This is a genomic window from Mannheimia haemolytica (assembly GCF_004342115.1).
Classification (GTDB): Bacteria; Pseudomonadota; Gammaproteobacteria; order Enterobacterales; family Pasteurellaceae; genus Mannheimia; species Mannheimia haemolytica.
This window is the reverse complement of the sequence record NZ_SMAC01000012.1, coordinates 19614-42100: the sequence shown is the minus strand read 5'-3', so window position 1 is coordinate 42100 and position 22487 is coordinate 19614. Positions and strand designations below refer to the sequence as shown.

Here is a 22487-nt window from a genome sequence, read left to right as displayed (position 1 = left end):
GAGCCTCTATGAAAAAAATCAAAACAACCCTTTCTGCCCTTGCTTTAAGCCTTTCTTTGATAAGTGTAAATAGCTGGGCGATACCAGCTGATTATTTGAGCCAAGACAATATCAGTCAATATGATAAGGCGTTTAACTTTGTATTAGCAAAAGTACTGCCTGCACCAAAAGGTAAAGAAGATGGTCGAGGAGCGCCGATTGAGCATTTAGTTATTCAATATGCGCCAGACTATGTTGATGACCCTTATCTAAAAGAGGATGTGCTGAATTTCCGCCGTTGGTATTGGCAAGCGATGTATGCTTCGCTTGATCAGAAAGTTAAAGAGAAGCCGACCTACCTTAACACTTACCGTTTACAAGCAGAGGCGTATTTCGTCAATAAAGAGTATCGGGAAGCACTTTCTCAGCTCGACCAAATTTTGCGCCAAAACCCCCGTGATGTTCACGCTCTTGCGATGACAGTATTAGCTTCAAGGGTGCTAGAAGATACTGAACAAGAAACGGCTCGTCTTTCTGCACTGAAACAGCTTGCTCCCGAAGTCGCACAACGAATGACAGACTTTTTTGCCTTTACCGAACAAACGCTGGCGGCAAGCTACGGTAATGAACCACAGACAGCAATGATCCCTGATACGATTGCCGTTTTTGGTTCTACGCCAAACAAAGACGGCACACCTTCGCCGCTGTTGTTAGATCGATTACAGAAAACCAAAGAGATGGCACAAAAATTTCCGCAAGCAAAAATTATCGTCAGTGGCGGTGCTGTGAAAACGGAATTTGCTGAGGCTGATGTGATGGCAAAATGGCTTAGCGAAAATGGTATTGAAAAAGACCGTTTGCTACTTGATCCTGTTGCCAGAGATACCCCGGGAAATGCGGTTGGGATTATCAAGCTGATGCAAACCTATAATGGCAAGAAAGTATTAGGTATCGGTACGTTACAACATATCCCTCGTGCAACAGCGGTTCTCAAAGGTTATGCACAGCACATTGGTTATCCGATTGAGATGGATTCCGTTGGTGGTGGCAAGCCGGCAACACCGGGAAAAGCCAAAATCGAGGCACTTTATACTTATGTAAATGTGGCGAGATCAATGGGGTTGTTTGAGTTGGGGGATTTTAAGTAGTTACTTTATTGACAGCTGCTATTGATAAAAATCCCGCGTTAAGCGGGATTTTTTTATGTTCTACGAACGTTTCATAATCTCGAAAAACTCTTCGTTAGTTTTTGCCATCATTAATTTGTCGATTAGCCATTCGATAGCATCTACTTCGTCCATTGGGTTGAGGACTTTGCGTAACATCCAAGTTTTTTGGAGTTCGTCTGCTGCCATTAAGAGGTCATCTTTACGAGTACCTGAGCGGTTGAAGTCAATAGCCGGGAAGATACGGCGTTCAGCAATACGGCGTGAGAGGTGTAATTCCATATTACCCGTACCTTTGAACTCCTCGAAAATCACTTCGTCCATTTTTGATCCGGTATCCACAAGTGCGGTTGCGATAATGGTTAAGCTGCCACCTTCTTCCACATTACGGGCTGCACCGAAGAAACGTTTTGGACGATGTAAGGCGTTAGCGTCCACACCACCGGAAAGGATTTTGCCGGAAACCGGGGTAATGGTGTTGTAGGCACGGGCTAAACGAGTGATGGAGTCTAATAAAATCACCACATCTTTTTTATGCTCTACCGAGCGTTTTGCTTTCTCGATTACCATCTCCGCAACTTGAACGTGGCGGGTTGCCGGTTCATCAAAGGTTGAGGCAATTACTTCACCACGTACGGTGCGTTGCATCTCTGTTACTTCTTCCGGACGCTCATCAATTAATAATACGATAAGCTCACATTCAGGATGATTATGGGTGATGCTTTGTGCAATATTTTGCAGTAACACGGTTTTACCAGCTTTTGGCGGGGCAACAATTAACGCTCGCTGACCTTTACCGATTGGGGCGGCTAAATCTAAAATACGAGCGGTTAAATCTTCTTTTGATCCATTGCCACGCTCCATTTTTAAGCGAGAATTGGCGTGCAGAGGGGTTAAGTTTTCAAAGAGAATTTTACTGCGAGAGGCTTCCGGTTTGTCATCATTAACTGAATCAACTTTCAGTAGGGCAAAATAGCGTTCTCCCTCTTTTGGTGGGCGAATTTTACCTTCTATTTTATCGCCAGTTTGTAAGTTAAAACGGCGGATTTGGCTTGGAGAAACATAAATATCATCAGGGCCGGCTAAATATGAGCTATCTGATGAGCGGAGGAAACCGAAGCCGTCCGGTAGAATTTCAAGCACGCCTTGCCCGAAAATGTCTTCACCGCTTTTTGCGTGTTGTTTAAGAATAGCAAATACGATGTCTTGTTTACGTAAACGAGCCAGATTTTCTAAGCCCATTTGATTTTCACCCATTTCCACAAGCTCTGAAACAGGGGTGTTTTTAAGTTGAGTAAGATGCATAATTTGAATGTAAAATTGTGATTAATTAAGATTGGATTTGTTGATATTGATTAGATACGGCCAACCGTAAAGATGTGGCGAAGAATAACGCAATAGGAGACAAATTGCAAATTTTTTATAAAAAATAACCGCTTGTTTGCAATAAAAATGCCGACATCAGCCGGCATTTTTATATTAATTTAATATTACGCTTCAATCCCTTCAAACAGTAGCGTACTTAAATAACGCTCTGAGGCTGAAGGCAGAATCACTACAATTAATTTATCGGCAAATTCAGGTAGTTTAGCGATGCGATCTGCGGCAGCAACGGCAGCACCTGATGAAATACCGCCTAAAATGCCTTCTTCTGCCATTAAACGGCGTGCGGTTGTAATCGCTTCTTCGCTTGAAACTTGTTCAACACGGTCAAGCAGTGATAAATCTAAGTTTTTCGGAATAAAACCTGCACCAATGCCTTGAATTTTGTGCGGGCCCGGTTTGACTTCTTCACCGTTTAAAGTTTGCGTAATGACCGGCGATTCACTCGGTTCTACCGCCACTGAAATAATTTGCTTGCCTTTATCTTGCTTAATAGCACGGGAAACACCGGTAATAGTGCCACCTGTTCCTACGCCTGCCACTAATACATCAATTTTACCTTCAGTTGCATCCCAAATTTCAGGACCGGTAGTTTGTTGGTGAATTGCCGGGTTTGCCGGGTTTTCAAACTGTTTTAAGGTAACATAGCGCTCTGGGTCGGAAGACGCGATTTCTTCAGCTTTCGCAATCGCTCCTTTCATTCCTTTTGCCCCTTCGGTTAAGACTAAATTTACTCCTAAGCCACGCAATAAGCGTTTACGCTCGGTACTCATTGTTTCCGGCATTGTGAGCGTTAATTTATAACCACGAGCGGCTGCTACATAAGCCAAGGCAATTCCAGTGTTACCGCTGGTTGCATCTACAATTTCTTTGTCTTTGGTTAGAATACCGTCTTTCTCTGCTTGCCACACCATATTCGCACCAATACGGCATTTCACGCTAAAACTTGGGTTACGCCCTTCCACTTTTACCACAATATTGCCGTTGCCAAAATTCTTTAAACGCACCAGCGGGGTATTGCCGATTGAGTATGAGTTGTCTGCATAGATAGTCATAGTGATATTCCTTAATAAGTATTGAGATTGGGATTTATCATACTTATTTTTAATCGCTTTTCTAGTAGCTGGAATTTATTTGATATAACTAAAAAGAATATAGGGTCGTATGAAGAGGATCGGTCTGATTTTCTTTTTGCAAAAACTCGATAAAATCAGACCGCTTGTGAGGGTTAGACCTGGGCTTTATTGATCAAAAATTGTGTTAGTAAGGATACCGGTCTGCCGGTCGCCCCTTTGGCTGCCCCAGATTTCCAAGCCGTGCCGGCAATATCTAGATGCGCCCAAGTATATTTCTTTGTAAAGTTAGAGAGGAATTGACCGGCAGTACAGGCTCCGCCTAAACGTCCGCCGATATTAGCAAGATCAGCAAAGTTAGATTTTAACTGTTCTTGATATTCTTCCCCTAAAGGTAAACGCCACGCTTTGTCATCGGCTTGCTCTGCGGCAGCTAAGAGTTCGTTTGCTAAACCGTTATGAGGTGACATCAGCCCGCTGTTATGATTACCTAAGGCAATCATGCAAGCACCAGTTAGGGTAGCAATATCAATCACTAATTCCGGTTCAAAACGTTCTACATAGCTGAGAGCATCACATAGCACTAAACGTCCTTCTGCATCGGTGTTGAGTACCTCAACGGTTAAACCAGACATTGTAGTGAGAATATCCCCCGGTCGATAGGCTTTGCCATCAACCGCATTTTCACAGCCGGCGAGTAAGCCGATAACATTGAGTGGTAATTTCATCTCGGCAATTGCTTTGATTGTACCGTAAACAGTAGCAGCTCCGCACATATCGTATTTCATTTCGTCCATCGCCTCCGCAGGTTTAATGGATAAACCGCCAGAGTCAAAGGTCATTCCTTTGCCGACTAAGATAATCGGCTTCGCATCAGCATTCGGGTTGCCTTTATATTCAATCACTGAAAGAAAGGCCTCATTTTCAGAGGCTCTGGAAACCGCTAAGTAAGCATTCATTCCCAATTCTGCCATCTGTTTTTCATCAATAATGGTAGTTGAAATGGCAGGATAGTCGTAGGCTAAACCCTTAGCCAATTCGGCTAAATAGTGAGGATTACACACATTAGGCGGACAATTTGCTACATTTTTAGCGTGGCTGATTCCAAGTGCTACGGCTTTTCCGTGTTCTAAAGCTCGTTCGGCATCAGGAAGATCTTTACGGTGTGCGACATTAAAAATCACACGGCGTAATTCACGGCGAACTTCAGGTTTGATGCTTTTGAAATCGTTATAGGCATATAGTTGTTCTTGGATTGCCTCTACCGCAAATCGCACATTCCAATAAGGTGTTCTACCTTTAACGTGCAGTTCGGTTAAAAAGCTGACAGCTTCCATTGAGCCGGTTTCATTAATAGTTTGTACACTTTTTTGAATAATTTGTTTGTATTGGCGTTCAGTTAATTCACGCTCTTTTCCACAGCCGACTAATAATACTCGATCAGCGAGTACATTCGGCACATTATGCAAGAGTAAGGTTTGCCCTGCTTTGCCTTCTAAATCTCCTCTTCTCAGTAATGTGCTGATATAGCCGTTACTTAATTTATCAAGCTGTTCTGCGGCAGAACATAATCGGCGGGGTTCATAGACACCAACAACCAAACAGGCGGTTCTTTGTTTCTCAACACTGCCATTTTTGACACTAAATTCCATTTTTCCTCCTTAATTTTTATTGCTACAGATTTTATAATGCCAACATAATCATCAATGATAAGTAAAATATAGATATACCCTGATGTAAATCATTATTTAAAATAATTTACTTTTTATTTGCAAATATTAAATGTTTTTTGCGGTCGTATAGATAATTTTACTGGTTTTTCTTTTAGTTTGCTTACTTTATACTAAAAGAGTTTTTTAGATTTAAGAGAATAATTGGAGATAAAAATGATGCGCTTTTGGGGTAAAACGTTTGTTGTTGGTCTAATCGGCTTAGGGACTCAAAACACTATTTTCGCTAATGATGATGCTCAAATTAGTCGCTATGAGCAGGCAAAGTTACGTCTTTCTTATGATGGAAATGTGGGCAATTTACTTCAGCAGTTATCACAACGTTTAAAAGTTGGTTTTATTGCTTATGATGTTGATATTACACGTAAAATATCGCTTCAAAATGAGACAGAAACTGCGATCAAGACAATTAATGAACAAATTGAATCACAATTAACCAATATTGATGTCCGTTTTGAAAAAATAGGTGAACGGTTATTTTTGGTTGTTTCAGCTAAAGACGTTGCACCATTATTGCAAAATGAGCCTAAAGAGGTGCAATTTGTTGGGGATGTTATTTTTGATGGAGAACCAAATTTAACAGAACAGGCACAATCTACAGCAGAAGCGACTAAAGTTCAAAATATTCTTAATATTGCGACTAATCAAGAGAAGATTATGGCTGCAAAAGGGAAAAAAGCACCTCAATATAAAACGGTAACGAAGGACAATATAGGGCTTAAAAATCTTAGAGTTACCGCATTAGGTACATTCTTAGTATTTGACACTAGTGTTGATGCGGCTAAGTTACGTGTGAAAGGAAACTTTGAAGATATTGCACAAGGTGAAAATATTATAGCTATCCTTCATCAAAATACGGAAGCACCACCTAAGATTGAAATTGAAGATAGCCAAGGTAAGAAATTAATTCTTGAAGCTCATAAAGCAACATCATCGAAAAAATCGAAAAAACAATAATACTTACGCACGCTTTTGCCGTGCGTGATATTTTCTATAGGTGATTTTTTTGTATGAAAAAGGTATTATTAGCGATTCGAATAAGTTATTTTGCGCTCTTTGCAAAAAATTAACAAAAATAGACCGTTTGTGTTTAGCGGTATTCAGATTTGTAAATGTTATAGAGAAAAAACGTGATCTTAAGCCGATATTTAACCAAAGAGATATTTAAAAGCCAATTGGCGATATTGTTTATCTTATTACTGATCTTTTTTTGTCAGCAATTAGTGCGTGTTCTAAGTTCTGCTGTGAGTGGTAAAGTACCGGCAGATTTAGTGGTGAGCTTATTAGGCTTAGGTATGCCGACAATGGCACAATTAATGCTGCCACTCTCACTGTTTATCGCCTTGTTATTAACCCTCGGGCGGTTTTATGCCGAAAGTGAAATTACCGTAATGCGGGCTTGTGGTATCGGGCAAGGGCTATTGGTTAAAGTGGCGATGTTTCTCTCGATTTTTACCACTGCATTAGCGGTTTATAACGTGTTTTGGCTTACGCCTTGGGCAATTAATAAACAGAGTGAAATGTTAGCGGAAGCGAAAGCCAACCCACGTTTTGCGGCTCTTTCGGCCGGACAATTTATGTCTGCCGGTGGCTATGTGTTATTTATTGATAAAATTGAAAATAACAGTCTAAATGATATCTACGTTTTCCAGCCGGAACAGCAGAAGAAAAACAAACCTTCAGTGGTTGTTGCTGAATCCGGCACGTTGCAAGGTTTGCCAAATGGTGATCAAGTCTTAACCTTGGCAGAGAGCAAGCGTTTTGAAGGTACACCACAAAGTGCCGATTTCCGTATTTCACATTTTGAGAATTATTCTGCTTATTTAGGCTATCAAGACGTTGAATCTGATGAGAAATTAGTGCAACGAGCCGATTTCAAGAAATTAATGGAAACCAAAACGCCGGAAGCAAAAGCCGAGCTTCATTGGCGGCTTGCTTTGATTTTAGCTGTACCGTTAATGGCATTATTAGCGGTGCCAATGAGTAGTGTAAACCCTCGTCAAGGGCGTTTTGCTAAACTACTGCCGGCGTTATTGCTTTATTTAATCTATTTCTTACTACAAAGCTCGCTGAAATCGTCAGGGGCATCAGGCAAGTTGAATGCGGAAGTGTTAATGCCGTTGGTATCAGTTGCCTTTTTAGTTTTAGGTGTTATTTTAAATGCGTGGGATAGTAAATTTATGTCTAAGTTACGCTATCAATTTGGTGCAAAAAAATTAACCAATAAGGCGGTGGCATAATGCAATTTTTCTCAATGAATATTTTAGAACGCTACATCGGCAAAACGATTTTATCCGCGATTTTTTTAACCCTGTTTATGTTGATTGGGCTTGGGGCGATTATTAAATTTGTGGAAGAGTTTCGTGATGTAGGGCGTGGCTCTTACGATGGCTTAAAAGCGGCATACTATACTTTTTTAACTATTCCACGAGATATCGAAACCTTTTTCCCGATTGCGGCATTACTTGGCTCATTACTCGGTTTAGGCAACCTTGCGAGCCGCAGTGAATTGGTGGTGATGCAAGCCTCCGGTTTTTCCCGTTTCCGCATTGGTTTAGCCGTGATGAAAACTGCCTTACCGCTGGTACTTTTTACTATGATTATTGGCGAATGGGGCGTGCCACAAACCGAGCAATTTGCCCGTAATATGCGTTCGATTGCTCAAAGCGGTGGCTCAATGCTTGCGACAAAAGACGGGTTTTGGGCGAAAGATGGCAATTCATTTATCTATATCAATCATATTAAAAATGAAAAAAGCTTAGATAACGTACTGATTTATCAATTCGGCGAAGGACAAAACAAACGTGAATTGCAATCCGTTTTAAAAGCCGGTACTGCGAATTACAGCGATGAAAAAGGCTGGGTGTTGTCTAAAGTGGAAAAATCGACTGTGGGAGAAAATCAGATCCAGCAAGCTAAACAGCCGGATCAAGTTTGGCAAACCAGTTTAACCCCTAGCAAATTAGGCATTGTTTCACTCAAACCGGAGTCGCTCTCGATTTCAGGCTTGGCAGATTATGTCGGCTTCTTAAAAGATACCGGACAAGATCCAAAACGTTTTGAGATCACCTTCTGGCGAAAAGTATTCCAACCAATCTCAATGGCGGTGATGATGCTACTTGCGATCTCCTTTATTTTCGGGCCGCTTCGTAGTAGTACGATGGGGGCGAAAATTGTGATTGGTATTGTTGCCGGCTTTATGTTCTATGTGGCAAATATTGTGTTTGGCAATTTAAGCTTAATTGCCACTTGGTTACCTGTACCGGTTGGAGCATTAATTCCAAGCCTACTCTGTTTGATCATCGTTTGGTGGCTGTTAAGCAAAAAACGTGATTAATTTTTACTCCCCTCTTTAGATAAAGCAGGGTTGTCAGGTTCTGAAAGGGCGAATGTAATTCGCCCCTACATTCGGATTTTAAATGTAACTCTGAGCAAGAATAATGCTCGTTTGTAGGGGCGAATAACATTCGCCCAACGGGATTTTATTCACAGCAGGCTTCACTTTTTAGAACCTGACAGTCTTTACTAAAGAGGGGAACTGCTTTACTTAGATTATATTCCTATGTCAGATTGTCGTTTCGTTCATTTAAAAGTTCACAGTGATTTCTCAATGATTAATGGTTTAGCTAAGGTTAAATCGTTAGTCAAAACGGCGGTTGCCAATAATATGGTGGCGATGGGCTTGACGGATTTTACTAATTTTTGCGGGTTGGTGAAATTTTATGGCGAAGCATTGGGAGCTGGAATTAAGCCGATTATCGGGGCGGATGTTTATGTGAGAACCGAGGCAGGCAGTGAAGATTATTTTGAACTGACATTACTTGCAAAGAACAATAAAGGCTACCATAACATTACCCAAATTTTGTCTAAGGCCTATCAGCAAGGCTATATTGAATTTCCGATGGTGGAACGTGAATGGCTGGCAGAGTTGAATGAAGGCATTATCATTCTTTCGGGCGGGCGAATGGGCGATGTGGGTAAAGCCTTACTCAAAGAAAACCGACAAGAAGCTGAAGAAAAAGTGGCTTTTTATCAGCAATATTACCCGAATCATTTTTACCTTTCCGTTTGCCGTACCGGACGGGCAGACGAAGAACGCTATATCAAACAAGCGGTCGAATTTTCACAAAAAAATGCAATTCCGTTAGTGGCGGTAAATGATGTTGTCTTCTTGAAAGAAGATGACTTTGACGCACACGAAATTCGGGTTGCCATTCACGACAGCTACACCCTAGACGACCCGAAACGCCCGAAAAAATACTCACCGAAACAATATTTCCGTACTGAAGAGGAAATGTGCAAGCTGTTTGCCGATTTACCGAGTGCATTGGCAAACACGGTTGAAATTGCGAAACGCTGTTCGGTTACCGTGCGTTTGGGCGAGTATTTCCTGCCAAATTTCCCGACCGGTGAGCTTTCCACCGAAGATTTCTTGGTAAAAAAATCGAAAGAAGGCTTAGAAGAGCGTTTAGAGTTTCTATTCCCTGATCCTGAGGAAAGGGCGAACAAGCGGTCGGTTTATGACGAAAGATTGCAAGTTGAATTAGATGTGATCAACCAAATGGGGTTCCCGGGTTACTTTTTGATCGTGATGGAGTTTATCCAATGGTCCAAAGATAATGATATTCCGGTAGGACCGGGTCGTGGCTCAGGGGCAGGCTCATTGGTGGCTTATGCGTTGAAGATTACCGATCTTGACCCATTGGAATTTGATTTGCTTTTTGAGCGTTTTCTCAACCCTGAGCGTGTTTCAATGCCCGATTTTGACGTTGATTTCTGTATGGACGGGCGAGACCGTGTGATTGAACACGTTGCGGAAACCTACGGGCGACAAGCGGTATCGCAAATTATCACATTCGGTACTATGGCGGCGAAAGCGGTCATTCGAGATGTAGGGCGAGTGCTTGGACACCCCTATAGCTTTGTGGATCGCATCTCCAAACTCATTCCGCCCGATCCAGGAATGACGCTTGAAAAAGCCTTTGCCGCTGAGCCAAAATTGCCTGAGCTATATGAAGCCGATGAAGAGGTGAAAGACCTTATTGATATGGCTCGTAAGCTCGAAGGTGTAACTCGTAATGCAGGTAAACACGCTGGTGGTGTGGTGATCGCCCCAACTGCGATTACCGATTTTTCGCCGCTTTATTGCGATAGCGAGGGCTTACACCCGGTTACCCATTTTGATAAAAATGACGTGGAATATGCAGGATTGGTGAAGTTTGACTTCTTAGGCTTGCGTACGCTCACCATCATCAAATGGGCGTTGGAGATGATTAACGAACGTTTGGCTCGTGAAGGCAAAGAGCCGATTCGGATTGAAACCATTTCGCTTGATGATAAAAAATCCTTTGCTCTGTTGCTGGCAGCTAAAACTACAGCAGTATTCCAGCTTGAATCACGGGGAATGAAAGACTTAATTTCTCGCCTGAAGCCGGACTGTTTTGAAGATATTATCGCATTGGTGGCACTATTCCGCCCAGGGCCGCTGGAATCAGGTATGGTGCAGAACTTTATTGACCGTAAACACGGCAAAGAAGAGGTTTCTTATCCTGATCCGCAATACCAACACGAATGCTTAAAACCTATTCTCGAGCCGACTTATGGGGTCATTGTTTACCAAGAACAGGTTATGCAAATTGCACAAGAGCTTGCCGGTTATACACTCGGTGGAGCGGACTTACTCCGCCGTGCAATGGGTAAGAAGAAACCGGAGGAAATGGCTGCACAGCGTGAAGTGTTTGAAAAAGGGGCGGAAGCCAAAGGGATTGACGGTAAACTTGCCGGTCAAATTTTTGACTTGGTAGAAAAGTTTGCCGGCTACGGCTTTAATAAATCTCACTCAGCAGCTTATGCGTTGGTTTCTTACCAAACACTTTGGCTAAAAGCCCATTATCCGGCAGAATTTATGGCTGCGGTAATGACCTCAGAGATGGATAATACCGATAAAATTGTCGGGTTCTACGATGAGTGTATGAATATGGGCTTAACCGTTGTGCCGCCTGATGTAAACAGCGGTAAACATCGTTTTAGCGTAAATGAAAAAGGCGAAATTGTTTACGGGCTAGGAGCAATTAAAGGCGTTGGGGAAGGACCGATTGAGGCAATTCTGGCAGCTCGCCAAAAAGAGGGGAAATTTAAAGATCTATTTGATTTAACCGCTCGGGTCGATCTGAAAAAAATCAACCGCCGCACCTTTGAAAGCCTGATTATGTCCGGTGCTTTTGACAAATTAGGCCCTCACCGAGCTGCCTTGATGAAGAATTTGGAAGATGCACTTAAAGCCTCAGATCAGCACGCTAAAATGGAGGAACTCGGGCAGAGCGATATGTTTGGCGTGCTTACCGAGACACCGGAAGAAGTGCAAAATGCTTACGCCAATACGCCAAAATGGTCGGAGCAAGTGATTTTAGATGGAGAGCGTGCCACGCTCGGGCTGTATTTAAGCGGACACCCGATTGGTAGATTCCTCAAAGAATTATCCCACTATGCCCCTAATCGGCTGAATGAATTGCAACCGACTTTCCGAGGGCAAATGACCACGGTTTCAGGAATTGTTATGGCATCTCGAGTGGCAGTTACCAAGCGAGGAAGCCGTATTGGGATTGCGACTATTGAAGATCGCTCGGGGAAATTGGACATTACCCTTTTCTCGGAAGCCTTAGAAAATTTCGGGCATTTGATGCAACAAGACCAAATTATTGTGGCAACAGGTTCGGTACAGTTTGATGATTTCAGCGGTGGACTGAAAATGTCGGCTCGAGAAGTGTTATCCCTTGATGAAGCAAGGGGTCGATTTGCCAAAAGTTTAGCGTTAGCGATTAGCAAAGAGCAACTTTCTGCAGATTTTATTAAAAAAATGACCGCTATCATCACCCCACATAAAGAAGGCACTTTACCGCTGCATTTTTATTACCAAAGCCCGGAAGGTAGGGTATTGCTCAAAGGCGGAGTAGAGTGGCGAATCAGCCCGAATGAGGCAATGTTTAGCGAATTAAAGGCACTTCTTGGTGAGAATTCGGTTGAACTGGAATTTGAATAGAAAGGGTGAGCTTTAGCTCACCCTTTTAATGTGTTGAATTATTTGTATTTTTTGTGATATTCACGCTTGATCATTTCAAGCTCGGAAATCAGCATTTTTGCTTCTTGCAATTCACCTGCTTGAGCTTTCTCAATGGCTTGATTAACCATATCAATTAATTTTTGCATACCGGCTTGGTAATCTTCCTGAGCTGCTTTATCGCCTTCTACGCTATTGGGAAAAATCCCTTTGGTTTTCTCGGTAATTATAATGAAATCATTCGCAATTTCGCTAAACTCTTCTGCCGATTCGGCACGCATCAATTTATTCGCTTGCATATTCATTTGCATCATCTCCGTCTTGATGCTTTGAGCGACGGTAAATGTTGAAAAAGCCAGTAATATTGTTGCTAAAAGGTATTTAAGTTTCATATTTTTCCCCACATAAAAATCGGATTGTAATGGATTAGCTTGCCATCACGCAATATTTCTTAGAAAATATACCGCTTACGCTTCTCACGTCGAGAAGTCCTGACTTGTTATCAGAAAAGAGAATAATATGACTTTAAAATATGCCAAACCTGAGCTACTTTCGCCTGCAGGTTCTTTAAAAAATATGCGTTACGCTTTTGCTTATGGTGCCGATGCGATTTATGCAGGACAGCCCCGTTATAGCTTGCGTGTGCGTAATAATGAATTTAACCACGCCAATTTAAAAGTTGCGATTGATGAAGCCCACGCCTTAGGAAAAAAATTCTATGTGGTGGTAAACATTGCGCCACACAACTCAAAATTAAAAACCTTCATCAAAGATCTAAAAGTGGTAGTGGATATGAAGCCGGACGCTTTGATTATGTCTGATCCGGGCTTAATTATGTTGGTGCGTGAAAATTTCCCTGAAATGGATATTCATCTTTCGGTGCAAGCCAATGCGGTAAACTGGGCAACGGTGAAATTCTGGCGTCAAATGGGGCTAACCCGTGTGATTTTATCCCGTGAATTATCACTCGAAGAGATCGAAGAAATTCGTGAACAAGTGCCGGATATGGAGCTTGAGATCTTCGTTCACGGTGCTTTGTGTATGGCATATTCAGGTCGCTGCTTGCTTTCAGGCTATATCAATAAGCGTGACCCAAACCAAGGCACTTGCACCAATGCTTGCCGTTGGGAATATAAAATGGAAGAAGGTAAGATTGATGAGGTAGGGCAAATTGTGCCTAAGTATGAGCCGGAAATTGAAGTCAAAAATGTGGCTCCTACTCTAGGTAATGGCGAAGCAACAGATAAAGTGTTCCTTTATACAGAATCACAACGCCCTGATGAGCAAATGACCGCCTTTGAAGATGAACACGGCACCTATTTTATGAACTCTAAAGATCTGCGTGCAGTACAACACGTTGAGCGTTTAACTCAAATGGGGGTGCATTCACTGAAAATTGAGGGGCGTACGAAATCGTTCTATTACTGTGCGAGAACGGCTCAGGTGTATCGTAAGGCGATTGATGATGCCGCTGCCGGTAAACCGTTTGACGAAAGTTTAATGGATACTCTTGAAAGCCTTGCACACCGTGGTTATACAGAGGGCTTCTTACGTCGTCATACTCACGATGAATACCAAAACTATGAATATGGCTATTCGATTTCAGAACGCCAACAATTTGTGGGCGAATTTACCGGCAAACGCAATGCAGAAGGCTTGGCGGAAGTGGCAGTGAAAAACAAATTCTTAGTGGGCGATTCAGTGGAAATGATGACCCCTAAAGGCAACATTGTATTTAAAATCGAGCGTATGCTTAACCGCAAAAATGAAAATGTGGACGCAGCACTCGGTGACGGGCATTTTGTCTTTTTAGATGTGCCGGCAGATATTGAGTTGGATTTTGCACTTTTAATGCGTAACTTAGTGAATACGAATACCCGCAATCCACATCAAGCGTAATGATGCGAGATAAACCACGGATTAAGGTTATTCCGTGGTTTTGTCTTTGAGGATATAGATTGCAAAATTTTTGGTAAAAATAACCGCTTGTTCCCCCCTCTCGAACAAGAGAGGAACGATTTATTGGCGTATTTGACTCTCTCCCCTTGTGGGAGAGAGACCGATAAAATTGTGTTCAGCAATTTTATCAGAGAGAGGGCAAGCGGTCGTTTTTTTGTAACAGTTTGCAATATTCCCCCTCTCCCACAAGAGGCGAGGGTTATGGTATAAGGAAAATAAATGCTACGTTTACTCTATATTTGTTTAAGTTATCTATTACAGCCTGTGGTTCTGCTATTAATGTGGTACAAAGGGCGTAAACAACCGGCTTATCGGAAACGTTTATGGGAGCGTTATGGGATTTATGACGAATCGGAAAAACCGAAAGCAAAAGGGGTGGTAATCCATGCGGCATCGGTTGGTGAGGTGATTGCTGCAACGCCTTTGATTAAGGCAGTCAGCAAGCAATATCCTGAACTTCCGTTGATAGTCACAACGGTAACGCCAACAGGCTCTGGGCGTGTGCAAGCTGCTTTTGGTAATAGTGTTTCACATTTTTATTTGCCTTATGACTTACCTGATGCTATCGAGCGGTTTTTGAATTTTATCGATCCGAAATTGATGATTGTAATTGAAACCGAACTTTGGCCGAATTTAATTCGTAAAGTAAATATTCGTAAAATTCCATTTGTGATTGCCAATGCCCGCTTATCGCCACGTTCTGCGAAGCGTTATGGCTGGGTAAAAGGTAGCATTAAGGATATGCTCAACCAAATTAGTCTGATTATGGCTCAAGATGAGGTAAGCCGAGATCGCTATTTAGCACTCGGTTATGCACCGGCAAAAATGGTTAATACCGGTAACCTGAAATTTGATTTAGAAATTACGCCACAGCTTCATCAATCGGTGATTAAAACTAAAGCTAGTCTGAATTTAACAGAGAGACCGATTTGGATTGCCGGCAGTACTCACGAAGGGGAAGAGAAGCTGATTTTAGATGCTCATAAACTCTTATTAGAGCATTACCCGAATTTAGTGTTGATTTTAGTGCCTCGCCATCCGGAGCGTTTTGGTTTAGTTGAGCTACTGATTCAAAAATCAGATTTAAATTATGTAAAACGTACTGAGAATAAAACGTTAAGCCAAAATACTCAAGTAATGTTAGGTGATACAATGGGGGAAATGATGTTACTGTATGGGTTGTCTGACATTGCTTTTGTAGGAGGCAGTTTGGTCAAACACGGTGGGCATAATCCACTTGAACCAATCGCTTTTAATATTCCGGTGGTTTCTGGGCTTTACACCTATAATTTCCCTGAAATCTTTGAGAAATTGCGTGAGGTGAAAGGCGTGATTGAAATTGAAAGTTCAGTCGAGGCTTTGACCGAGAGCATTCAATTATTGCTTAAGCAGCCCCAAATCGGACAAGAAATTGCAAAATCCGGCTTAAGCGTGTTACAGGAAAATCAAGGGGCATTAAAACGCCATTTGGATTTATTAGCCTCCTATTTAGAGAAATAAAATGAGTTATAACGTAATTTATGCAGGCACCTTTGATCCCATTACCAATGGGCATTTGGACATAATTTGCAAAGCCTCTCACTTATTTGGAAAAGTGATTGTTGCCGTTGCTCAAAACCCAAGCAAGCAGCCGCTTTTTAGTCTTGAAGAACGAGTGGAGCTTGTTAAACAAAGCTGTACCCAGTGGCAAAATATTGAGGTGATTGGCTTTAGTGGATTGTTAGCAGACTTTGCCAAACAGCAGAATGCCAAAGCGTTAATCCGTGGTATTCGTGGGGCAGATGATATTGACTATGAAATCCAACTCGCTCAGTTAAATTACAAATTATCGGGCGATTTAGAAACTATTTTTTTCCCCCCTTCAATAGAATGGCGTTACCTTTCTTCAACGATGGTAAGGGAAATCTATCGCCACAATGGTGACATCAGCCAATTTGTGCCGCAAGCGGTCAAAAATGCCCTAAAAATTGCAAAAGTGTAAGGAAATAAAATGGCTCAAAACGAACAAAATTTAATTTGGATCGATCTTGAAATGACAGGGTTAGATCCGGAAAAAGAACGCATTATTGAAATCGCCACCATTGTGACCGATAAGGATTTAAATATTTTAGCGGAAGGACCGGTACTTGCGGTACACCAAACCGATGATTTATTAGAGAAAATGAGTGATTGGTGCGTCAAAACCCATACCGCTAACGGGCTGATTGAACGAGTGAAAGCGAGCAAATTGACTGAACGGGCAGCAGAGTTGCAAACTTTAGACTTCTTAAAACGCTGGGTGCCAAAAGGCGCTTCTCCGATTTGTGGCAACAGCATTGCTCAAGATAAACGTTTTTTGTATAAATATATGCCTGATTTAGCCGATTATTTCCATTATCGCCACTTAGATGTGAGTACTTTAAAAGAGCTGGCACGCCGTTGGAAACCGGAGATTTTAGATAAATTCAGTAAAGGCAATACGCATTTAGCGTTGGACGATATTCGTGAATCCATTAACGAATTGAAATTTTATCGGGAACATTTTATTCAGCTAGACCAAAAATAATGACAGATTCTCTCTCTTTTTACTGCGAAGATGAAACTAAATTGCTGGAATTTGGTCAATCATTCGCGTTAGAACTTAAGAAATATTTATTGCAAGACCAAGCTCATTCGCTGGTTGTTTACCTAAACGGCGAACTTGGGGCAGGTAAAACCACCTTAACTCGCTCGATCGTACGGGCTTTCGGGCATCAAGGCAATGTAAAAAGCCCAACTTATACTCTGGTGGAAGAATACCAACTTCCGCCTTTCAGCCTTTACCATTTTGATTTGTATCGCTTAGCCGATCCTGAAGAGCTGGAGTTTATGGGAATTCGTGATTATTTCAAACCACAAACGCTTTGTTTGCTTGAATGGGCAGTTAAAGGTAAAGGAATGATTCCAGAGGCTGATTTTGTGATCCAAATTGATTATAAGAATGACGGACGGCAGATTAGCCTGTTGCCGCAAAATCAAACTGCAGTAGATATATTAATAAATTTTCATCAAAAATAGACCGCTTGTAGGGAAGGTAATGAAGCAAGTTATCAGATTTATTGTTTTTAGCACATTGAGTTTATTCAGTTTTTCCACATTTGCCAAAACCATTGTGGCGATTGATGCCGGACACGGGGGAAAAGATCCGGGGGCTATTGGTAAAAATCTGGGGATTTTGGAAAAAAGCGTTACCCTCGCAATTTCTAAAGAGCTAAAAGCCTTGTTAGATGCCGATCCTAATTTTAAAGCAGTGATGACACGCTCGGGAGATTATTTTATCCAATTACCGCAACGTACCGAGATTGCCCGTAAGCATCGTGCCGATCTGCTGGTTTCTATTCACGCAGACTCTTCGCCTCGTGGCGATTCCTTGAAAGGGGCTTCGGTTTGGGTACTTTCTAATAGCCGTGCTAGCGATGAAATGGGTAAATGGTTGGAAGACCACGAGAAGCAGTCGGAATTACTTGGCGGGGCTGGTTCGGTGCTTTCAAGCAACAATGAACGTTATTTAAATCAAACAGTGCTTGATTTACAGTTCTCTCACTCTCAACGTGCCGGCTATGAATTAGGCAAGAGCATTTTAGCTAAAATGTCAAATGTGGCTGCATTAGCAAAATCGTCTCCTCAGCACGCAAGCTTAAGTGTTCTGCGTTCACCTGATATTCCATCTGTATTGGTGGAAACGGGATTTTTATCTAATTCAACCGAGGAAGCAAAGCTAGCCAGTGCAAATTATCGTAAACAAGTTGCTCGGGCCATTTATAATGGATTAGTCGCTTATCGGGCAAAAAATGCAGTTGCTAGTTCTTCGGTCAGTAAAAAATCGGACAAAGAAGATAAGCAAAATAAGAAAGAGGAAAAAACTGCTAAAGCTGATTTAACTAAAAAGCCTGCTTCTGAGAAACAAGAGAAGAATACGCAATCAGATAAGACAAAATTGAAAGAAAAGAGCAAAAAAGAGGATAAAAAAGAAGATTCGGCTAAAACCAATAAGAAAAAAGAGCAGCAACTAAAAGAAAAAACAGCTCTTGAGAAAGATCAAAAAAATCAGTCTAAAAAATCAGACTCTCAAAGAGAAATTAAGGTGTCTAACAGTGGCTACCATATTGTCCAACAAGATGAAACGGTTTACTCGATTGCTAGAGCTTACGGTACTACGCCGCAAAAAATCAGTGAGCTGAATAATTTGAAAAATTATCAGATCACGGTAGGTAAAAAATTGAAGGTGAAGTAAATTGAAAGGCTGATGGAAATATCCATCAGCCTTTATTTGTAGAAGATCAGACTTGATCTGACAATTCACTCTAAAAAGTGAGAGTTTCCCGTTTAGAATATGAGTGTCCAAATTCAATCTAAACAAAAAAGGAAACTCTCATGTTTTATTCTAACAATCCCCTTATTAAACACAAGACCGGTTTATTAAATTTAGCAGAAGAACTGGGCAATATCTCTCAAGCCTGTAAGGTGATGGGGATGAGTCGAGATACATTCTATCGCTATCAACAAGCAGTTGAGCAAGGTGGGGTGGATGCCTTACTTAATCAAAATCGGCGTGTTCCTAATCTAAAAAATCGTGTGGATGAGGCAACAGAGCAAGCTGTTGTGAAGTTTGCATTCGATAATCCGGCATTTGGGCAGGTACGAGTCAGTAACGAACTCCGTAAACAAGGTATTTTTATTTCAGCAGGTGGTGTGCGTTCTATTTGGCTACGCCATAATCTCGCTAACTTTAAACAGCGTTTAAATGCGTTAGAAAAAGCAGTGGCTGAGAAAGGCATTATTCTGAGTGAAAACCAAGTTCAAGCCTTGGAGCGTAAAAAAGAAGACGATGTGGCTTGTGGCGAAATTGAAACGGCTCATCCGGGCTATCTAGGTTCACAAGATACCTTCTATGTGGGGAATCTTAAGGGGGTTGGACGCATTTATCAACAGACCTTTATTGATACTTATAGTAAAGTCGCATTTGCAAAACTGTATACGATGAAGACAGCAATTAGTGCAGCAGATATGCTCAATGATAAAGTCCTACCGTTCTTTGAGTCCCAAGGATTACCGATGTTGCGTATTCTTACCGACCGAGGCAGTGAGTACTGTGGCAAGGTGGAAAATCACGATTATGAGCTTTATTTAGCGATAAATGACATAGGGCATACGAAAACGAAAGTGAAGCATCCCCAGACGAATGGTATCTGCGAACGCTTCCATAAGACGATTTTACAAGAGTTTTACCAAGTCGTATTTAGGAAGACAATTTATATGGATTTAGCGACATTACAAGCGGATTTAGATGAATGGTTAATGTATTATAATCATCATCGAACTCATCAAGGAAAAATGTGCTGCGGCAGAACACCGATGGAAACATTACTTGATGGAAAACGGATTTGGGCGGAAAAGCATTTAAGCTCAAATTAATCTGACAGGCACTATAATTTTAAACGGGAACTGTCAGATTAGGTTTGATCTTCTACATGTTTGAATAGCGGGAACTAATAGATCAAATTCTGCTTTTGCCACATTTAATGCCGTTTCCCACTGCAATTTATCTTTGGTTAAACTCAGAAAAAGGGTAATGGTTCTTACCCGACAAAGGGCTTTATGTTGATAAGTTTGCATTGTTTCTCCTCTTTTTATTTATTATTGACGTTTTTTCTATTCTAATGAATCTTTGCAAAAGATCCTAGAAAAATAACCGCTTGCAAGCGGTCATTTTTGATGGGAATTATGCTGCTAATAGTGCTGGCAGCTCAATCACGGCATAGCCAAAAATTACCAGTAGCACGATTAAGATGACCTTTTCAGCGGTTGAAAGGGTTAATCTGCCGTTGAATTTATAGTTGGAGTAGAGGAAGAGTAAAATTCCGGGTACATAAAGCACCACCGAAAGCAGCAAATATTCTAGTCCTGCGGCATAGACAATCCATAATCCGTAAAGGGCTGCCATAAAGCCGGTGAGTTTAATGTACCAAGTGGCGTTGGTTTGAATCGCTAATTTGAATAAATAAGCCCCGATTAAGAAATAGGGAATTAAAATCATCGAGGTGGAAATCAGCAATAAGGTGTTATAGCTTTGCTCAAAAACAAACACCAACACCAAGCAAAATTGCACGATAAAGCCGGTAAACCAGAGTGAGTTAATCGGCGTGCCGTTTTTATTCACTTTGTCTAAAATTTTCGGGAAAGCCCCGTTTTTTGAGCCACGATAAGGCACTTCTGCCGAATACATCGTCCAGCTAATGTAAGAGGCAAGCACCGATACAATTAAACAAGCAGTAATAATCACTTTGCCGGTTGGGCCCATCATTGCATCGAGCAACGGCCCCATTGACGGATTTGCCATATTGGCAATAGTTTCCCGTGGCAGAATTCCGAGTGAAAGAATGGTAATTGCCACATAAAGAGCAAGTGCAATAATAATACCTAATACGGTTGCCAGGCCCACGTCAGAACGCTTTTTCGCGTGAGCCGAAAGCACAGAAGCCCCTTCCACACCGGTAAATACCCATAAGGTGATTAACATTGTGCTTTTCACTTGGTCGCCTACACTATTATTAAGTGCGGTGGCTTTAACATCGCTATTAAACAGATCCACATCGAAATACCAAATGCCTAACCCGATAAACAGAATGAGCGGAGCGACTTTCACAAAAGTGGCAATTAAGTTTACAAAGGCAGCTTCTTTGATACCGCCTGCGATGAGGGCGTGAACCAGCCACACAATGATTGAAGATCCAATAAAAGAGGCGAGGGTGTTACCTTGCCCGAAAATCACGGTGTTCGGGTTGTCGGTAAATACACCCAAACCTTCAAAAGCAACGGTGAGGTATCCTACAATCCCAATGGTGGCACAGAGCCAATAGCCCCACGCTGACATAAAGCCCATCAGCTCGCCAAAACCCTCCCGTGCGTAGGTGTAAATGCCACCGTCTAAATCCGGACGCAAGCGGGAAATAAAGAAAAACGATAAACCTAAAAAGATAATGCCGACACCGGTAATCAGCCAGCCAATGGTAATGGCTTCTGCTCCGGCAACGGCTGCCATATTTTGCGGTAAGCTGAAAATCCCCGAGCCAATCATTGAGCTTAGCACTAAGGCGGTGAGTGAAATTAATCCTATTTTTTTATTTGACATTCGATTTCCTTATTTTAAATTTTTTGCCAGCGTTTCAATATACTCAACCCCAATGCCGCAGCAGCCACCGATAATAGTTGCCCCTTGTTCCGTCCATTTTTTTGCCCAGCCTAAATAAGCCTCCAGGGTTAAATCTTGGCGAACTTCATCTAAACCGTCATTGGCGGTGGCATCTTTTGGTTGTGGAGCAAAGGCGTTGGCATAAGCTCCTGTGCGAATATGGGTAGCTTTTAATTCGGCTAAAGTTTTTTGGGTTACACTTAATGCCTCGCCGATCACTTCAGGCTGACAGCAGTTAAATAAAATCGCTTGCACGCCTAACTTCACCATTTCTTCGACTGCTTGTTTAACGCTTTCGCCCGAGCGAAGTTGTGGCTCGGTGGTTGGTTCATCATCGGTGAGGGTAAAAGAGACCCAAAGCGGGCGGTTGTCTTTCGGCAATAATGCTTTGATGGAAATCGGCTCAATAATCGCACTTTGGGTTTCGCAAAGCCAAATATCCACATAAGGCGAAAGCCCGTCAATTAAAGGCTGAGCGACTTCAGCAAAGCGTTCCATTTGAATTAAATCGGCACGGTAAGAGCCAAACATTGGTGGAAGTGAGCCTGCAATTTGAGTTGCGAAATTTTCCGAATTTTTGACCGCTTGTTTGGCAAGGCGACCGGCTAAATCGGCAAGCATTTTGCCGTCTGCCGCAAAGCGTTTTTCGCCAATGTGAAACGGCACAACCGCATAGCTGTCGGTAGTAATCACTTCTGCCCCGTGAGCGATAAAATCTTCGTGTACCGCTTGCACAAAATGTGGGCCTTCATACAAAGCGGCAGCAGACCATTCAGGCTGATGAAATGGAGCATTGCGACGCATTAATTCACGGCTAATTCCGCCGTCTAAAATCGTAATTTGCATAGTATTTCCTGTAAGATAAAAGGAGCGATAAAAATACTATGCTTTGTAAAAGAGCGAAAGTATTTTGTGAAGGGAAAAGTAAAA

General features: G+C 42.0%; 19 protein-coding genes. 12 read left to right on the top strand and 7 right to left on the bottom strand.

The window, feature by feature from the left end; genetic code table 11:
- Window positions 1-8 precede the first annotated feature (8 nt).
- Window positions 9-1127 carry a YdcF family protein gene (locus EDC41_RS05790; RefSeq protein WP_006251838.1) on the top strand — a complete coding sequence of 373 codons (1119 nt, stop codon included), beginning with the start codon at window positions 9-11 and terminating at the stop codon, window positions 1125-1127.
- A 60-nt stretch (window positions 1128-1187) separates the two neighbouring features.
- Here the strand turns inward: EDC41_RS05790 and rho are convergent, their stop codons facing one another.
- The 3 genes from rho to pepA all read right to left on the bottom strand — a co-directional run bounded on the left by rho (window position 1188) and on the right by pepA (window position 5253).
- A complete protein-coding gene (rho, locus tag EDC41_RS05785) occupies window positions 1188-2450 on the bottom strand; it encodes a transcription termination factor Rho (RefSeq protein WP_006251839.1) in 1263 nt (420 codons plus the stop codon).
- A gap of 185 nt (window positions 2451-2635) precedes the next feature.
- Window positions 2636-3583 carry a cysteine synthase A gene (cysK, locus tag EDC41_RS05780; RefSeq protein WP_006252727.1) on the bottom strand — a complete coding sequence of 316 codons (948 nt, stop codon included), beginning with the start codon at window positions 3581-3583 and terminating at the stop codon, window positions 2636-2638.
- Window positions 3584-3756: 173 nt separating this feature from the next.
- Complete coding sequence (gene pepA, locus EDC41_RS05775) at window positions 3757-5253, bottom strand: leucyl aminopeptidase (RefSeq protein ID WP_006251841.1); 1497 nt, start codon at window positions 5251-5253, stop codon at window positions 3757-3759.
- Between the two features lie 234 nt (window positions 5254-5487).
- Here pepA and EDC41_RS05770 point away from each other — a divergent pair, with 234 nt between their 5' ends.
- The 4 genes from EDC41_RS05770 to dnaE all read left to right on the top strand — a co-directional run bounded on the left by EDC41_RS05770 (window position 5488) and on the right by dnaE (window position 12370).
- Complete coding sequence (locus EDC41_RS05770; protein WP_020824166.1) at window positions 5488-6288, top strand: hypothetical protein; 801 nt, start codon at window positions 5488-5490, stop codon at window positions 6286-6288.
- 173 nt (window positions 6289-6461) lie between these two features.
- Window positions 6462-7571, top strand: a complete 1110-nt coding sequence (lptF, locus tag EDC41_RS05765; RefSeq protein ID WP_006247853.1) for an LPS export ABC transporter permease LptF — start codon at window positions 6462-6464, stop codon at window positions 7569-7571.
- Entirely contained in the window at window positions 7571-8668 is a 1098-nt protein-coding gene (gene lptG / locus EDC41_RS05760) for an LPS export ABC transporter permease LptG (RefSeq protein WP_006251843.1), read from the top strand. Before lptF ends, lptG begins: the two co-directional genes overlap by 1 nt.
- Window positions 8669-8893: 225 nt before the next feature.
- Complete coding sequence (gene dnaE, locus EDC41_RS05755) at window positions 8894-12370, top strand: DNA polymerase III subunit alpha (protein ID WP_006251844.1); 3477 nt, start codon at window positions 8894-8896, stop codon at window positions 12368-12370.
- 38 nt (window positions 12371-12408) lie between these two features.
- Here dnaE and EDC41_RS05750 read toward each other — a convergent pair whose 3' ends face one another.
- Window positions 12409-12780 (bottom strand): cytochrome b562, encoded by a 372-nt coding sequence (locus EDC41_RS05750; RefSeq protein ID WP_020824165.1) that lies wholly within the window; start codon window positions 12778-12780, stop codon window positions 12409-12411.
- A 127-nt stretch (window positions 12781-12907) separates the two neighbouring features.
- On the opposite strand from EDC41_RS05750, the gene trhP reads away from it, so the two are divergent.
- The 7 genes from trhP (at window position 12908) to EDC41_RS05710 (ending at window position 19780) form a co-directional block, all read left to right on the top strand.
- The gene (gene trhP, locus EDC41_RS05745; RefSeq protein ID WP_006247849.1) at window positions 12908-14287 is read left to right on the top strand and encodes a prephenate-dependent tRNA uridine(34) hydroxylase TrhP; all 1380 of its coding nucleotides are present in this window, start codon (window positions 12908-12910) and stop codon (window positions 14285-14287) included.
- A 279-nt stretch (window positions 14288-14566) separates the two neighbouring features.
- Entirely contained in the window at window positions 14567-15847 is a 1281-nt protein-coding gene (gene waaA, locus EDC41_RS05740) for a lipid IV(A) 3-deoxy-D-manno-octulosonic acid transferase (RefSeq protein ID WP_006251846.1), read from the top strand.
- 1 nt (window position 15848) lies between these two features.
- Window positions 15849-16328, top strand: coding sequence for a pantetheine-phosphate adenylyltransferase (coaD, locus tag EDC41_RS05735; RefSeq protein WP_006247847.1), 480 nt, complete (start codon window positions 15849-15851; stop codon window positions 16326-16328).
- 9 nt (window positions 16329-16337) lie between these two features.
- Window positions 16338-16892 (top strand): oligoribonuclease, encoded by a 555-nt coding sequence (gene orn / locus EDC41_RS05730; RefSeq protein ID WP_006247846.1) that lies wholly within the window; start codon window positions 16338-16340, stop codon window positions 16890-16892.
- Window positions 16892-17383 carry a tRNA (adenosine(37)-N6)-threonylcarbamoyltransferase complex ATPase subunit type 1 TsaE gene (gene tsaE, locus EDC41_RS05725; protein WP_006251847.1) on the top strand — a complete coding sequence of 164 codons (492 nt, stop codon included), beginning with the start codon at window positions 16892-16894 and terminating at the stop codon, window positions 17381-17383. The genes orn and tsaE overlap by 1 nt, the downstream gene beginning before the upstream one ends.
- A 19-nt stretch (window positions 17384-17402) precedes the next feature.
- Window positions 17403-18599: an N-acetylmuramoyl-L-alanine amidase gene (locus EDC41_RS05720; protein WP_006247844.1), complete on the top strand. Its 1197-nt coding sequence runs from the start codon at window positions 17403-17405 to the stop codon at window positions 18597-18599.
- Between the two features lie 140 nt (window positions 18600-18739).
- On the top strand, window positions 18740-19780 hold the full coding sequence (locus EDC41_RS05710; RefSeq protein ID WP_115262485.1) for an IS481 family transposase: 1041 nt from the start codon (window positions 18740-18742) through the stop codon (window positions 19778-19780).
- A 33-nt stretch (window positions 19781-19813) separates the two neighbouring features.
- On the opposite strand, the gene EDC41_RS05705 is transcribed toward EDC41_RS05710, so the two are convergent.
- From EDC41_RS05705 to EDC41_RS05695, 3 genes are all read right to left on the bottom strand, one after another.
- Complete coding sequence (locus EDC41_RS05705; RefSeq protein WP_020824164.1) at window positions 19814-19981, bottom strand: hypothetical protein; 168 nt, start codon at window positions 19979-19981, stop codon at window positions 19814-19816.
- Window positions 19982-20087: 106 nt separating this feature from the next.
- Window positions 20088-21497, bottom strand: a complete 1410-nt coding sequence (locus EDC41_RS05700) for a basic amino acid/polyamine antiporter (protein ID WP_006251728.1) — start codon at window positions 21495-21497, stop codon at window positions 20088-20090.
- Between the two features lie 9 nt (window positions 21498-21506).
- On the bottom strand, window positions 21507-22403 hold the full coding sequence (locus tag EDC41_RS05695) for a homocysteine S-methyltransferase family protein (protein ID WP_006251729.1): 897 nt from the start codon (window positions 22401-22403) through the stop codon (window positions 21507-21509).
- Window positions 22404-22487 lie beyond the last annotated feature (84 nt).